General features: G+C 73.1%; 13 protein-coding genes. 4 read left to right on the forward strand and 9 right to left on the reverse strand.

Features of this window, described 5'->3' with window-relative positions; all coding sequences use genetic code 11:
* Positions 1-218: 218 nt before the first annotated feature.
* From IH00_RS0114415 to IH00_RS0114430, 4 genes are all read right to left on the reverse strand, one after another.
* Positions 219-413: an acyl-CoA carboxylase subunit epsilon gene (locus IH00_RS0114415; RefSeq protein ID WP_031073466.1), complete on the reverse strand. Its 195-nt coding sequence runs from the start codon at positions 411-413 to the stop codon at positions 219-221.
* 12 nt (positions 414-425) lie between these two features.
* Positions 426-2,009: an acyl-CoA carboxylase subunit beta gene (locus IH00_RS0114420; RefSeq protein ID WP_031073468.1), complete on the reverse strand. Its 1,584-nt coding sequence runs from the start codon at positions 2,007-2,009 to the stop codon at positions 426-428.
* A gap of 154 nt (positions 2,010-2,163) precedes the next feature.
* A complete protein-coding gene (locus IH00_RS0114425; RefSeq protein WP_078887769.1) occupies positions 2,164-4,458 on the reverse strand; it encodes a polysaccharide lyase 8 family protein in 2,295 nt (764 codons plus the stop codon).
* Positions 4,459-4,618: 160 nt separating this feature from the next.
* Positions 4,619-4,843: a hypothetical protein gene (locus tag IH00_RS0114430; RefSeq protein ID WP_031073472.1), complete on the reverse strand. Its 225-nt coding sequence runs from the start codon at positions 4,841-4,843 to the stop codon at positions 4,619-4,621.
* A gap of 145 nt (positions 4,844-4,988) precedes the next feature.
* On the opposite strand from IH00_RS0114430, the gene IH00_RS0114435 reads away from it, so the two are divergent.
* On the forward strand, positions 4,989-6,020 hold the full coding sequence (locus IH00_RS0114435) for a substrate-binding domain-containing protein (RefSeq protein ID WP_031073474.1): 1,032 nt from the start codon (positions 4,989-4,991) through the stop codon (positions 6,018-6,020).
* A gap of 83 nt (positions 6,021-6,103) precedes the next feature.
* On the opposite strand, the gene IH00_RS44045 is transcribed toward IH00_RS0114435, so the two are convergent.
* Positions 6,104-6,427, reverse strand: a complete 324-nt coding sequence (locus tag IH00_RS44045) for an NPCBM/NEW2 domain-containing protein (protein ID WP_234334848.1) — start codon at positions 6,425-6,427, stop codon at positions 6,104-6,106.
* Positions 6,428-6,553: 126 nt separating this feature from the next.
* Between IH00_RS44045 and IH00_RS0114440 the strand changes: the two genes are divergently transcribed.
* Positions 6,554-7,786, forward strand: coding sequence for a glycoside hydrolase family 64 protein (locus IH00_RS0114440; RefSeq protein ID WP_420710875.1), 1,233 nt, complete (start codon positions 6,554-6,556; stop codon positions 7,784-7,786).
* 356 nt (positions 7,787-8,142) lie between these two features.
* On the opposite strand, the gene IH00_RS37305 is transcribed toward IH00_RS0114440, so the two are convergent.
* Together IH00_RS37305 and IH00_RS0114455 are read right to left on the reverse strand one after the other, a co-directional pair.
* On the reverse strand, positions 8,143-8,484 hold the full coding sequence (locus IH00_RS37305) for a DUF6191 domain-containing protein (protein WP_063835377.1): 342 nt from the start codon (positions 8,482-8,484) through the stop codon (positions 8,143-8,145).
* A gap of 270 nt (positions 8,485-8,754) precedes the next feature.
* Positions 8,755-9,909, reverse strand: a complete 1,155-nt coding sequence (locus IH00_RS0114455) for an FAD-dependent monooxygenase (RefSeq protein ID WP_031073481.1) — start codon at positions 9,907-9,909, stop codon at positions 8,755-8,757.
* A 74-nt stretch (positions 9,910-9,983) separates the two neighbouring features.
* Here IH00_RS0114455 and IH00_RS0114460 point away from each other — a divergent pair, with 74 nt between their 5' ends.
* Positions 9,984-10,541 (forward strand): TetR/AcrR family transcriptional regulator, encoded by a 558-nt coding sequence (locus IH00_RS0114460; RefSeq protein WP_031073483.1) that lies wholly within the window; start codon positions 9,984-9,986, stop codon positions 10,539-10,541.
* An 84-nt stretch (positions 10,542-10,625) separates the two neighbouring features.
* On the opposite strand, the gene IH00_RS0114465 is transcribed toward IH00_RS0114460, so the two are convergent.
* Positions 10,626-11,426, reverse strand: a complete 801-nt coding sequence (locus IH00_RS0114465) for a TetR/AcrR family transcriptional regulator C-terminal domain-containing protein (protein ID WP_031073485.1) — start codon at positions 11,424-11,426, stop codon at positions 10,626-10,628.
* 115 nt (positions 11,427-11,541) lie between these two features.
* Between IH00_RS0114465 and IH00_RS0114470 the strand changes: the two genes are divergently transcribed.
* Complete coding sequence (locus IH00_RS0114470; RefSeq protein ID WP_031073486.1) at positions 11,542-12,234, forward strand: DUF4386 domain-containing protein; 693 nt, start codon at positions 11,542-11,544, stop codon at positions 12,232-12,234.
* Positions 12,235-12,291: 57 nt separating this feature from the next.
* Here IH00_RS0114470 and IH00_RS0114475 read toward each other — a convergent pair whose 3' ends face one another.
* A complete protein-coding gene (locus IH00_RS0114475; RefSeq protein ID WP_031073488.1) occupies positions 12,292-12,801 on the reverse strand; it encodes a hypothetical protein in 510 nt (169 codons plus the stop codon).
* Positions 12,802-12,976 lie beyond the last annotated feature (175 nt).

Below are 12,976 nucleotides of genomic sequence, written 5' to 3' on the forward strand. Positions count from 1 at the left end.
CGCTCGTGGAGCACGCGCTGATGGCACGACTCCGGTAGGCGCTGCTCCTTCGCGCAAGGCCCCGCACCACCTCCGGGTGGGCCGGGGCCTTCGCCGTACCGCCGCACGCGGCCCCCACAGCCTCACAGGGCCACATGACCGGAAGCCCGCATGGTGAACGGCGGCATGGCGAAGGGCCCCGCACTCGCTCGGAGTGCGGGGCCCTTCGGACGGCGGGGTCAGCCCTGCCAGCTGTGCGGGGCGCGGAACCCGGGCTGGCGTTCCAGGCGGCGCCAGCCGGCCGTGGAGCGGCTCCTGGCGGCGGTCTCGGCGGGGCGGGAGCCCGCGCGGGCCATCAGGATGGCCGTGATGGCGGCCAGTTCCTCGGGGTCGGCGTGGCCCTTCTCGACGCGGAGGAGGGATGCGTTGGTCACGTGGTGCTCCTCTTACTGGGGCGGGTTGCCGTGCTTGCGCGACGGCAGGTCGGCGTGCTTGGTGCGCAGCATCGCGAGGGACTTGATCAGCACCTCGCGGGTCTCGGCGGGGTCGATGACGTCGTCGACCAGTCCGCGCTCGGCCGCGTAGTACGGGTGCATCAGTTCGGCCTTGTACTCCTTGACCATGCGGGCGCGCATGGCCTCGGGGTCCTCGGCGTCCGCGATCTGGCGGCGGAAGATGACGTTGGCCGCGCCCTCGGCGCCCATCACCGCGATCTCGTTGGTGGGCCAGGCGTAGGTGAGGTCGGCGCCGATGGACTGGGAGTCCATGACGATGTACGCGCCGCCGTACGCCTTGCGCAGGATCAGGGAGATCCGGGGCACGGTGGCGTTGCAGTACGCGTACAGCAGTTTGGCGCCGTGGCGGATGATGCCGCCGTGCTCCTGGTCGACGCCGGGCAGGAAGCCGGGCACGTCCAGCAGCGTGATGATCGGGATGTTGAAGGCGTCGCACATCTGGACGAAGCGGGCCGCCTTCTCGGACGCCTCGATGTCCAGGACGCCCGCGAGCGTCTGCGGCTGGTTGGCGACGATGCCGACGACCTGGCCGTCGAGGCGGGCGAGCGCACAGATGATGTTGCGGGCCCACCGCTCGTGGATCTCCAGGTAGTCGCCGTCGTCGACGAGCTCCTCGATCACCTTGGCCATGTCGTACGGCCGGTTGCCGTCGGCCGGCACCAGGTCGAGCAGGATGTCGGAGCGGCGGTCTGCCGGGTCGTCGACGGCGTGGACCGGCGGGTTCTCGCGGTTGTTCGACGGCAGCATCGACAGCAGGTAGCGGACCTCCGCGATGCAGGTCTCCTCGTCGTCGTACGCGAAGTGCGCCACGCCGCTGGTCTCGGCGTGCACGTCGGCGCCGCCGAGGCCGTTCTGGGTGATCTCCTCGCCGGTCACCGCCTTGACCACGTCCGGGCCGGTGATGAACATCTGCGAGGTCTCGCGCACCATGAACACGAAGTCGGTCAGCGCCGGGCTGTAGGCGGCGCCGCCCGCGCACGGGCCGAGCATCACGCTGATCTGCGGGATGACGCCCGAGGCGCGCGTGTTGCGCTGGAAGATGCCGCCGTAGCCGGCGAGCGCGGAGACGCCCTCCTGGATGCGGGCGCCGGCGCCGTCGTTCAGGGAGACCAGCGGCGCGCCCGCGGCGATGGCCATGTCCATGATCTTGTGGATCTTGGTGGCGTGGGCCTCGCCCAGCGCGCCGCCGAAGATCCGGAAGTCGTGCGCGTAGACGAAGACCGTGCGGCCCTCGACGGTGCCCCAGCCGGTGATGACACCGTCGGTGTAGGGCTTCTTGTGCTCCAGACCGAAGCCGGTCGCGCGGTGTCGGCGCAGCTGCTCGACCTCGCGGAACGAGTCCGGATCCAGGAGGAGCTCGATGCGCTCACGCGCGGTCAGCTTCCCCTTGGCGTGCTGTGCTTCCGTGGCACGGTCACTCGGGCCACGGCGGGCCTCCTCGCGCAGGGCGTGCAGCTCGGCCACACGCCCACGGGCGTCGGTCGGCTCGCCCTGGGTTTCGTCCACAACGGTCATGTACTGACCCTACGAAGCCGACCAAGAAAATCACGCCGTTGACTCCGTACAGTCTCCGGAGTCATCTCCTGTCAGCCTTGAACAGAACCATTCGGCGGAGCGGCGAAACCACCATCGGGGGACCACTCCCCCTTGTGGGGGTCCGACAAGGCCCTCAACCGAGGGCCACCCGGCAGTGGTGGCCCGCGCCCGCCGTGCCCGGCGTGATGCGCAGCCGTAGCGTACGCCCGGTGGTGAGGACCTCGACAGTGGGGTCGTGACCGAGGACCCGGTGGACGGGGTGGTGCCAGGTGATCTCCAGGGGCTCGCCGGTGCGCGGAGGCTCGCTCGCGTGGAGGGTGGCGATGCGGGCCCGCCGGCGCAGCAGGACGCTCGCGGGCGAGGTGGCGGCGAGCGGCCCCGATCGGCCGGGCTCCCAGAAGTTCGCGGCGGTCAGACCCAGCGGGTGGACGGTGACGGCCTGGCGGGCGGATGTGTTGTCGTGGATCTCCAGCCAGCGGGGGTCGTGGGCGCGGGCGGCGACCGTCCGGCGGGCGGCCCCGGGCATCAGGACGTACACGTACGTGGCGTCGGCCGGGTCGGTGCCGTGGTCGAGCCAGAGGGTCTGGTAGCTGCGGGTGCGGCGTTCGGTGGTGGAGGTCGTGTTGATGTCGCGCCACGCACCGGTGCGGTCCTCGCGCAGGGTGCGCAGCGCCGCCGTACCGCCGGGGAGGATCCAGCCGCCGTGGCCTTCGAGGTGGGCCCAGTGCGAGCCGGTGGTGAAGGCGGGGCCGGCGGAGCCGCCGGCCGGGTCCCCGAGGCAGCGGTTGTCGACGATCGTCTCGACGGGGACGCCGTCGGTGGCGGTGATGCCCGCGCCGAGGCAGACGAGGGCGTCGGCGGCGCAGAACCAGGACTTGCGGGCCTGGAGCGTGGAGCCGAGGCCCCGCAGGTGCTGGCCGACGGCGGCGAACTCCCCGTCGGTGACGCCGCCGACCCACCGCACGCCGGGCTTGGGCTCGCCCCACTCGCCGCCGGCGCGGTCGGGCAGGCGCCGGGTGGAGACGGTGGTGCCGGGGAGCCGGTACCAGTCGACGGTGGGCCAGAACCAGTCGGTGTACTGGGCGTCGCCGCCCGGTCCGGCGCCGGGGCCCCACCAGGAGAGCATGCCGGCGCCGGTGTGCCAGCCGCGCGGGTTCTCGCCGTTGCCGCACTCGTAGTACGCGATGCGGTCGGAGGCCATGGCGATGGAGGCGGCCCAGCCGGGGCGGCGGTGCACGGCCCGGTCCATGGAGGCGAAGAGGGTGTGGCCGACCGGTTCGGGGGCGGCGGGGACGGGTGAGGCGGCGACCGCGTGCAGCCGGGCGAGGTCGGCGACGCCGAACCGGCCGGCGGTCAGCACGGGGCTCACGGTGTCGCGCTCGATCCAGCCCTTCACCCGGGCGTGCCACCGCTCGCGCTCGGCGGGGCTCACCGCGTCGGCGAGCAGCGCGATGGCCGCGATGATGCCCTGCCCGTGGTAGTGGTCGCTGCGCAGGGTGCCGCGGACGTCGCTCCTGAGCAGGCCGCGGCTGATGGCCCGGCCGTTGACGCAGTCCATCATCAGGCCGTTGCGGAGGAGGGGGGCGTACGCCTTCTCGACCGAGTCGAGGACGATCCGGCGGGCCGGGTCGGTGACCGCCCAGGACGATCCGGTCAGCAGGGCGAAGAGCCGGCCGAGGCCGTCGAGCAGGACCTGTCCGTACGTGCCGGAGTAGGCGACCCAGGTGTGCTGGATGAAGCCGCCGTCGGCGTAGAGCCCGTCGCCCGAGGTGACGTACGGGAAGACGGGCGAGAGGGCGTCGCGGGCCAGCGCGATCTTGGCCGGGTGCCGGCCGAGGACGCCGCGCAGGGCGACGGAGCGGCACAGGTCGACGCGGTTGGCGCCGGTGGAGGTGCCGCTGTAGTCGCCGAGCACGCTGTCGGGGATGAAGTGGTCGACGGCCGCGCAGGCCGCCTCGGTCCGGGCGGGCCCGAGCTCCTCGTACAGGGTGGCGGTGATGTCCATGAGGAGGCGGGGGCTGCCGATCTGCCACTCCCACCAGTTGCCGTAGCGGGAGGTGGCGGGGTTGTAGACGCGCTCGGTGAGGTGGTCGAGGCCGCGCAGGACGTCGGCGAGGAGGTCGGGGTCGCCGGTACGGCCGGTGCCCTGCTGGGCGTACGCCTGGGTCATGGTCCACAGGCGGTGGTAGCTCTGGGTGATGCCGGAGGGCGGGTCGAAGGCGTGGCCGGGCCACAGGGAGGTGGGGGTGGGGGCCATGGAGACGCGGAAGCGGGCGGCGAGGTCGCCGGTCTCGGCGAGGCGGGAGGCGTAGGGCTCGGCGGCGGGGTCGTAGCCGCTGCCGAGCTGGAGGTCGAGCCAGCGCAGGCGGAGCTTTTCGAACTCGTCGACGTCGTGGGGGTGCCGGTCGGCTCGGGCGGGTGGCGCCATGGCGATTCCGAGGGCTGTGGCGGAGGTGGCGGCGAGGAAGGTGCGACGGGACCAGTCGGACGCGTTCGGCTGCACGGGGGCCTCCCGGGGAAGTGGTGCGGACCGGCCGGGCCGGTCCGGCGTGTCACTCACTCCGTTTAATGCGCATGACAATCGCGGCTCATCCCAGTCGTACCACCGCCTGATGGACGGCGCCCAGTGTGCCGGGCGTGATCCGCAGCCGCAGCGCGGAGCCGGTCGACAGCACCTGAACGGATGGATCGCCGGTCGAGGCGGACGCCGCTGCCCGGTGCCGTGTCAGGTCGATCGCGGCGCCGTCGCGGCGGGCCCTCGCGGTGGCGGCGAGGGCGGTGGCGATCCGCAGGAGGGCACGGCGGGAGGGCATGCGGGGGGAACCTCCGGGGAACGGGGTGCGTCGTTGAACCGAGAACCACCACCGGGGGCGGTTTTCCTCACGCGTACGAACAAGTGGTCAACGAACCGCACGAAACGTTCAGAGACGCTCGACGGGATGGGAGCCGGAGCTGCACATGCACGCCGAAGAGAGGCACCAGGCGATACTCCGCAGGCTGCGGGAGCGCGGCTCGCTGCGCGTCACCGACTTCGCGCACGAGGTGCGGGTCTCCCCGGTGACGATCCGCCGGGACGTGGAGCAGCTCGCGGAGCGGGGCCTCCTCGCCCGGGTCCACGGGGGCGCGGTGCTGTCCGGGGCGGACGCGGCGGCGGCCCCGCACGAGGAGCTGGTGTTCGGTCTCCTCGTACCGGCGGCCGACCACTACTACCCCGAGGTGATCAAGGGCGCGCGGGAGGCGGCCGCCGAGCGCGGCGTACGGCTGGTGCTCGGCATCTCCCAGTACAGCCGGGAGCAGGAGCGGACGCAGCTGCGGCGGATGCTCGCGGACGGGGTCGACGGCCTGCTGATCACCCCCTGCGGCAGCCTGGACGAGACGGAACTCCCCGTCCCGTACGTCCTGGTGGAGCGCCGCCCCGCGGACGACCTGTCGCGGGCGGAACACGTCGCCACGGACCACGCCTACGGCGCGGGGCTCGCCGTCCGGCACCTCGCCGGACCGGCCGGGCGGCGGCGCGTCGGCCTGGTGGTGCGGGACGACGGCCCGCACGCCGCGGCGGTGCGGGACGGCTACCACCGCGGCCTCGCGGCGGCCGGCCTGACCGCACCCGACGGGGGCGTCCTGCACCTGGCGCCGCCCGCCGACGAGGACGCCGGGCGCGAGGGGCAGCTCGCCGCGTTCACGGAGGCGGTGACCGGCGGGGCACTGGACGGCGTCCTGGTCCACAACGACCACGACGCGCTCGTCCTGCTGCAGCGGCTGCGGGCGCACGGCGTGGACGTGCCCGGCGACCTCGCCGTCGTCGCGTACGACGACGAGGTCGCCGCGCTCGCGGACATCCCGCTCACCGCGGTGGCCCCGCCGAAGCACGCCATGGGCGCGGCGGCCGTCGGCCTCCTGACCCGCCGCGTGTCGGACCCGGCCGCCCCCCGCCACCGCCTGACGCTCCTGCCCGAGCTGCATGTGCGCGCGTCGACGGGTGTGGACTAGTCCGGTGCCGGTGCCGGGCACGCGCTCGGCCCCCGCAGCGGCAGCGCGCGTCGCCCCGGTCCGCGTGGTCGTTGCCGTTGCCGTCACCGGCGTCCGGGACGGCGAGGTCGGCGTACGACGCGCGCCGTGAGGTCCGCCGCCGGGGGGTGCGCGGCGTCCGTCGCCGCCAGGACCGGTGAGGCCGCCTTCCCGGTGCCGTCCGCCGGGACGCGGAAGCGGATCGTGCCGCGCGTGAGTTGCTCGTCCTCGACCCCCGCCCCGGCGGTGAAGGACGTGCACCGCCGACCGGCCAGGAGCGGACGGTCACCGGGGCGCGGGTGCCCAGGCCCTCGGCGTGGACCACGCCCCGATCCGCAGCGCCCGCCGGTCCGGCGCTCCCCGCCCGTGCACCCAACTCCCGCCGACACACGCCAACTTGTGAAGACATACGAAATGCGAGAGCGCTCTCAGCCACATGTCTTGACGCGTCATCCGGGCGCCACGAGAGTGTGAGCCACCTCCCACCACTCCCGACCCCCACAAGGAGTGCCCCCATGACCATCCGCCCCTCCGGCCGCATGACCCGCCGCGGCTTCCTCGCGGGCACCGCGGCCGCCGCCGCCACCGCCGCGCTGACCTCCCGCACCTCCGCCTCCGCGGCCCCCGCCACCTGCGAACTGGCGCTGGTGAACCGTTCCTTGCCGGGCACGGTCCACGCGTACGTCACCGGTCACGAGCAGGGCACCGGCCGCTGGGTGCTGCTGCGCCCGGGCGGCGGCGTCTACCGCCCCGAGTCCCCCGCCCGCCCGCTGACCCCGCTGCCCGTCGACTGCGCCATCCCGTTGCGCCCGGCCGGCGCGGGCCCGGTCGTCCTGACGCTGCCGCAGATGTTCGGCGCCCGCGTCTACTTCGTCCGCAACACCAAGCTGGACTTCTTCCTCAACCCCGGCCCCGCCCTGGTCGAACCCGCCTTCGCGACGCCCGCGGACCCCAACTACGGCCGTGTGTGGTCCTTCGCCGAGTTCACGTTCAACCCCTTCCAGTTGTACGCCAACATCAGTTACGTCGACCTCGTGACGGCCCTGCCCATCGGCATCACGCTCACCGGCGACGCGACGCACACCGTCGCCCCGCTCCCCGCAGGAGCACTCCAGCGGATAGCGGACGGGCTGGTGGCGCAGGCCGCGCGGGACGGCCAGCCGTGGGACAAGCTGGTGATCCGCTCCTCCGGCGGCTCGGTGCTCCGGGTGATCTCGCCGCAGAACCTCATGGCCCCCTACTTCGACCGTCCCGACCAGATGCCGTTCCGCAACGCTCTCACCGGCTACATCGACCGCGTCTGGCAGAAGTACCGCACCACCGACCTGCGCATCGACCTCCAGGGCGGGCGCGGTGTCCGGGTCGGCCGGGTCAACGGCGACGTCCTGACCTTCACCGGCGGCCACAGCTTCACCAAGCCGAGCTCCCGGGACGTGTTCACCTGCAACCACGGTCCCTTCGCCAACAACCCCGCGGACTCCGACGACCGCAAGGCCCTGCTGGCCCGGCTGGCGGCGGGCTTCAACCGCACCACGCTGCTCACCCACCCCGACCAGCCCAACGGTCCGGCACCCACCGACTACTACCGCGACCCGTCGACGAACCACTGGGCGCGGGTGGTCCACGCCAACACCCCGATCGGCTACGCCTTCCCGTACGACGACGTCCGCCCGGACGGGCGCCCGGACGTCTCGGGCGCGGCCCACGACCCGAACCCGCGCCGCTTCACCGTCTCCGTCGGATCCTAGGGAACGTCCGGGGGCGTCGAGCCCGGCGCAACGTGCGAGGCCGCGCCCTTGCCCACCGCGAAGGGCGGCGACGCCGAAGGCCGGCCCTCCGAGGATGGACCAGGGGTCCCGGAGGGCCGGCATCCGGGCTCGCCGCCCCACGCTCACGCAGGGGTCCAGGTGCGTCGCGACGCACCCCAGCGGGCGCTCGGCGGCTGCGGGCCGGCGGAGACGCTCAGCCCCCCATCACCACCGACGGGCCGGCATCACCGCCGACGGGCCGGCAGAGGTGCAGCCCGGCGATCGCGACCGCCCACCCGCAGGCGATGCGCCCCCATAGCGTGGGCGGTTCCGCGCCGGTTTCCCCGCTGCCCGCTTCACCGCCGGCCCCCACGGGCATCGCGCCCGTCAGCGCGCGGGCCGTCCGCTTCCCGTGGCACCACGATGAACGCGGTACCCCTGGTGAGGTCGATGCGGGAGCAGGGCGGCGCACCGTCGCTCTCGTCGTCCCGCCGCAGCAGCTCCACCCTCCGCTGCTCCATCTCCACCGACTTGTTTCCGTTCACGACCGCCGTGAACTCATCGAAGGCGATGGCCGACAACGACCGTCCCGTGCGCCTGCGCAGCCACGGAATCAGGCCCAGCCCCGTGAACCATCGCCACACGCTCTCCACGAAGCCGAACAGGGCCAGGAGACACACGAACGCCGGGAATGACATGGCCCACGTCGCCACAGCTGTTCCCCACCCTCCTCGGATTCCGTCGGCGTGATTCCGTGGGCGAGCGCTCCGCCCGGAACCGCACAGGGTGCTCGATCCGCGGCGGCGAGGGACCCGTACCACTGATCACCATGGGCTCACTGTGCCGGGTCCGCGGCCTCCGGGGATCGGACCAGCGCATGATCCGCTTCCGCCGTGCGGCGGAGGCAGAGCCCACGGGAGACCGGCCCCACGGAGGAGTACGGAGCCGGGACGCGGTCGCGTGCCGGATCAGCGCAGCCGTGGGGGAACCCAGGCGTGGTGCCGAAGGATCAGCTGCGTCGAGGCGCGGGAGGGTGTCAGGCGCATCGCCGTGTTCCTCAGGGCGACGGCCAGCGGGTGGGAGAGCTGCTGGCCCATCCGCCCGGCCTGCCGGGCGGCCCGTGCCACCGCCTGGGAGCGTGGCCGGCGCTCGGCGTCGTAGCGGGCGAGCGCGGCCGCGACGGTGGACTCGGTGGAGAGGGCGGCGGCCAGGGTGACCGCGTCCTCCAGCGCCTGGCAGGCGCCCTGTCCGAGGTAGGGCGTCATCGCGTGGGCCGCGTCACCGAGCAGCGCGATGCGGCCGACCGCGAACGACGGCAGCGGGGTGCGGAGTTCGCCGACGTCGTGGTGGAGTACGGCGGCGGGCCGCGTCGCGTCGAGCAGCGCGGGGATCGGCTCGTGCCAGGTGCCGAACCGCCGGCGCAGTTCGGACAGCGGGTCGGCGAACCGCGTCCCCGCGGGGAGGCCGAGGACGGCGTGCCACTCGGCCCGCCCGTCGTCGAAGGCGATGTGCCCGAACTCGGCCCCGTGGCCCCAGGTCAGTTCGAAGTCGGTGTCCAGGTCGACCGCCTGCTCCGTGATGGCGCGCAGTACCGCCGAGCCGCTGTGGACCGGGCCGGGGTGGGCCGGGAAGAGACTGCCGCGCACCGTGCTGCCGATGCCGTCGGCTGCCACCACCAGATCGGCGTCCAGGACGGTGGCGCCGCAGTCGACCCGCACCGTCCCGGGGCCGGCCTGCTCGACCGTCGCCTCCGAGCCGATCAGCAGTGCCTCGGCGGGCAGGGCGGCGCGCAGCAGCCGGTGGAGGACGGAGCGGGGGATGCCCATGATCGGCGTACCGACCGCCCGCTCCAGCACCGCGCCGTCCATACGGGCCAGCCAACCGCCCCGCGGAGTGCGGGTGCCACCGCTGTACTGGCCTCGCGAGGCGTCCCGGACCGCCTCGCCGACGCCGAGTTCGTCCAGTGCGCGCAGGCCGTTGGCGGCCAGGGAGATGCCCGCCCCGGCGTCCTCGGGCCAGGACGCGCGCTCGACGACCCTCACGTCCCATCCGATGCGGCGCAGGCCGATCGCGGCGGCCAGCCCCCCGATGCCCCCTCCGACCACCACTGCCGTGCCGCCCATGCCGCACCCCCACCCTTCTACATCCGTAGAAGACCGACGCTACCGGAAGAGCTCTACAGGTGTAGAAAGGGGGTATGACTCCGGACCGGCGCACCCTCCTCGCGGACGCGGCTCTCGACGTACTCGCCGACGAAGGCATACGCGGCCTGACCCATCGGGCGGTCGACCGGAGAGCGGCTCTTCCGCTCGGCACCACGTCGGCCTACTTCCGCACCCGGGCCGCACTGCTCACCGGACTCGTCACCCGCCTCGTCCAACGCGACCAAGCGGAACTGCACGCGATGGCCGAAGCGCTTCCGTCCCTGCGCACGGTGGAGGAACTGGTGGACGGCATGGCCCGGCTCACCCGGCAGCGGCTCACCGGCGAGGGCCGTCGCCGCTCGCTCGCCCGGTACGCCTGCGCCGTCGAGAGCGTGCGTGATCCCGAACTGCGCGAGATCCTCGTACCCCGTGAGAACGCCGGCCGCGAGGCCGTTCGGCTGTTCCTCTCGCGGCACGGCGTGACCGACGTCGAAAATCGCGCTCACACTCTGCTGACCTGTGTCGACGGACTGGTCTTCGATCGGCTGGTGAGCGGCGGCGACGTACCGCGCGAGGCCCTCGAAGGTCTGGTCGCCGCCGCTCTGCGGTAGGTCCGGCGCCCACGGGGCGTGCCTGCGAGGTGCCGCCGGCCCGTCGGCGGACTACGGCGCTCCCCGCGGACACCCCCGGGCACGTCATCCGCCCGGCCGCGCCTCACGGACCGCCGGAGCGGAGGTCCAGCCCTGCAGGTGGAGGCGTTCGAAGCCGTCCAGGAGCAGGTCCAGCGCGAACTCGAACTCGAACTGGTCGTCGCAGCCCCCGCCGACGACCGAGTCCGCGTCATGGGCGGCCGCTGCCGCGATCTCCGCGACATGCGGGTACGCCGCGGCCGGCGGCCCCACCGGCGCCGACGCCGAGGACGGAGCCGACGCCGAAGACGGACCCGGCGACGGAGGAGGAGCTGAAACCGGAGGCGGAGCCGAAGCCGGAGCCGAGGCCGCAGCGCCCCCCTGCGCCCGGCCGCCGTCGAACAGCTCCCGGGAGAAGCCCAGCAGCCGGCTCCCCAGCGCGTGCATCACATGATGGGTGAGGTCCACGGAGAGGCCACCGTCCCGGAACGTCCCGATCATCGCGTCCAGGTACGCCAGCACGGCGGGCGTCGGCCCGGTCCGCGACTCGATCACGCCCGCGGCCCAGGGGTGACGCAGCAGGGCCCGCCGCGCCGCGAGGATCCGCTGCCGCACGGCGCTCTTCCAGTGGACCCCGGCTTCGGGCGGCTCGATCTCGCCGACGACCACGTCGACCATGCCGTCGAGGAGTTCGTCCTTGTTGGCGACGTGCTTGTAGAGCGCCATCGGCACCACTCCGAGCTCCTGGGCGAGTCGGCGCATGCTGAGCACCTCCGCCCCGGCGGCGTCGGCCAGTTCCACGGCCGCGCGCAGCACCCGGTCCTTGCTCAGGGGTGTACGGCCACCGGTGTCCCGCTGCCGATTCATCCGCCCTCTTCCCTTCACTTCCACCTCTGTTGACGAGTGTACGCCGTACACCTATGGTTGCCGGCAGAGTCGAGGTGTACGCCGTACACCTCGCACGTTCCAGGAGGGGAGCCCGATGGAGGCCACGAGAAGGACCGCCGCGGTGACAGGAGCGCTGTTCCTGGTGACCGAGGTGACCGCGATCGCCGGGCTGGCGCTGTACCGCCCCGCCCTGGACGGAGCCGCGTACGTCACCGGGACGGGCGCGGACCAGCGCGTGCTGCTCGGAGCGCTGTGCGAGATGGTCCTGCTCCTCGCCGTGGTGGGCACCGGGGTGAGCCTCTTCCCGGTCCTGCGGCGCCGGGACGAGGCGCTCGCACTGGGCTACGCGTGCGGCCGCCTGCTCGAAGCGGCCGTGATCGCGGTCGGCATCGTCGGCATGCTGGCCGTGGTGACGCTGCGGTGGAAGGCGACGGACGCCGGGAGCGGCGACGGCGCCGCGTTCGAAGCCGCCGCCACCGCCCTGACCGCGATCCACGACTGGACCTTCCTGCTCGGGCCCAACGTCGTCCTGGGGGCGAACACCCTGGTCCTGGCGTACGCGATGCACCGGTCGGGGCTGGTCCCGCGGCCGCTCACCCTGCTGGGCCTGGTGGGCGGCACGGCGATCTGCGCCTCGGCGGTGGCCGTGCTGTTCGGCATCTACCCGCAGGTGTCGGTCGCCGGTTCGGCCGCCGCCCTCCCGGTGTTCGCCTGGGAAGTGATCCTGGCCGTACGGCTGTTGACCCGCGGCTTCGAGCCGGTCGCTCCGGCTCCGGCGTCCGCCTGAGCGATGAGCCGTAAGCCGTGAGCGGTGGCCGGGAGCGGCGGCCGGAGCCCAAAAAGCTCAGCAGCCGCCGCAGTTGTAGTACGTCACGTCCCAGTGGTTGCCCTCGTCGGCGTAGATGTTGCCGGAGCCGGACTTCCACTGGGGCGCACCGTCCCCGCGCACACCGATGTAGGCGAAGGTGTTCCTGATGTAGCTCCCGATGCACGTGTACTTGCTGTAGTCGAGCTTGTAGCCGTTCCAGTGGGAGTACGTGCCGCCGGCATGGCCGGTCTCCGTGCCGCCGGTGATGTTGAGCGCGCAGCCGCTCGCGCTCTTCAGCGTCTGGGCGCCCTTGGCGGTGGCGAGGTTGAGCTGCTCGAAGGACGTGCAGGTCGGGTTGTTGCGGTCGGAGCAGCCGCCGGACGACGACCAGGTGATGCCGGACGAGCGGAACATCGAGGTCGCGGTGGCGTGGCTGATCTTGGTGACGGCATGGGCGTCACCCGCTCCGGTGAGGACACCGAAACCGGGCGCGAAGAGCGCGCCGAGGACGAGCGCCAGCGCGCTGAGGACCGAGCGGACCTTCATGGGGATTCCTCCTGCTGTTGCTGTGGCGGGCGGTGCAGGTGGAGCAGCACAGAGGTGGAGCAGACAGATGGTGCCCGAGCTCTACGCGCGTCCGCCAGAGGGCGTCGCCGGACGGCGTCGGAGCATCCCGGAGGAATCCTCGAACCGACTTGTTGAAAGTTGAACGGAATGGGGC

The organism is Streptomyces sp. NRRL S-118 (assembly GCF_000716335.1).
Taxonomy (GTDB): Bacteria; Actinomycetota; Actinomycetes; order Streptomycetales; family Streptomycetaceae; genus Streptomyces.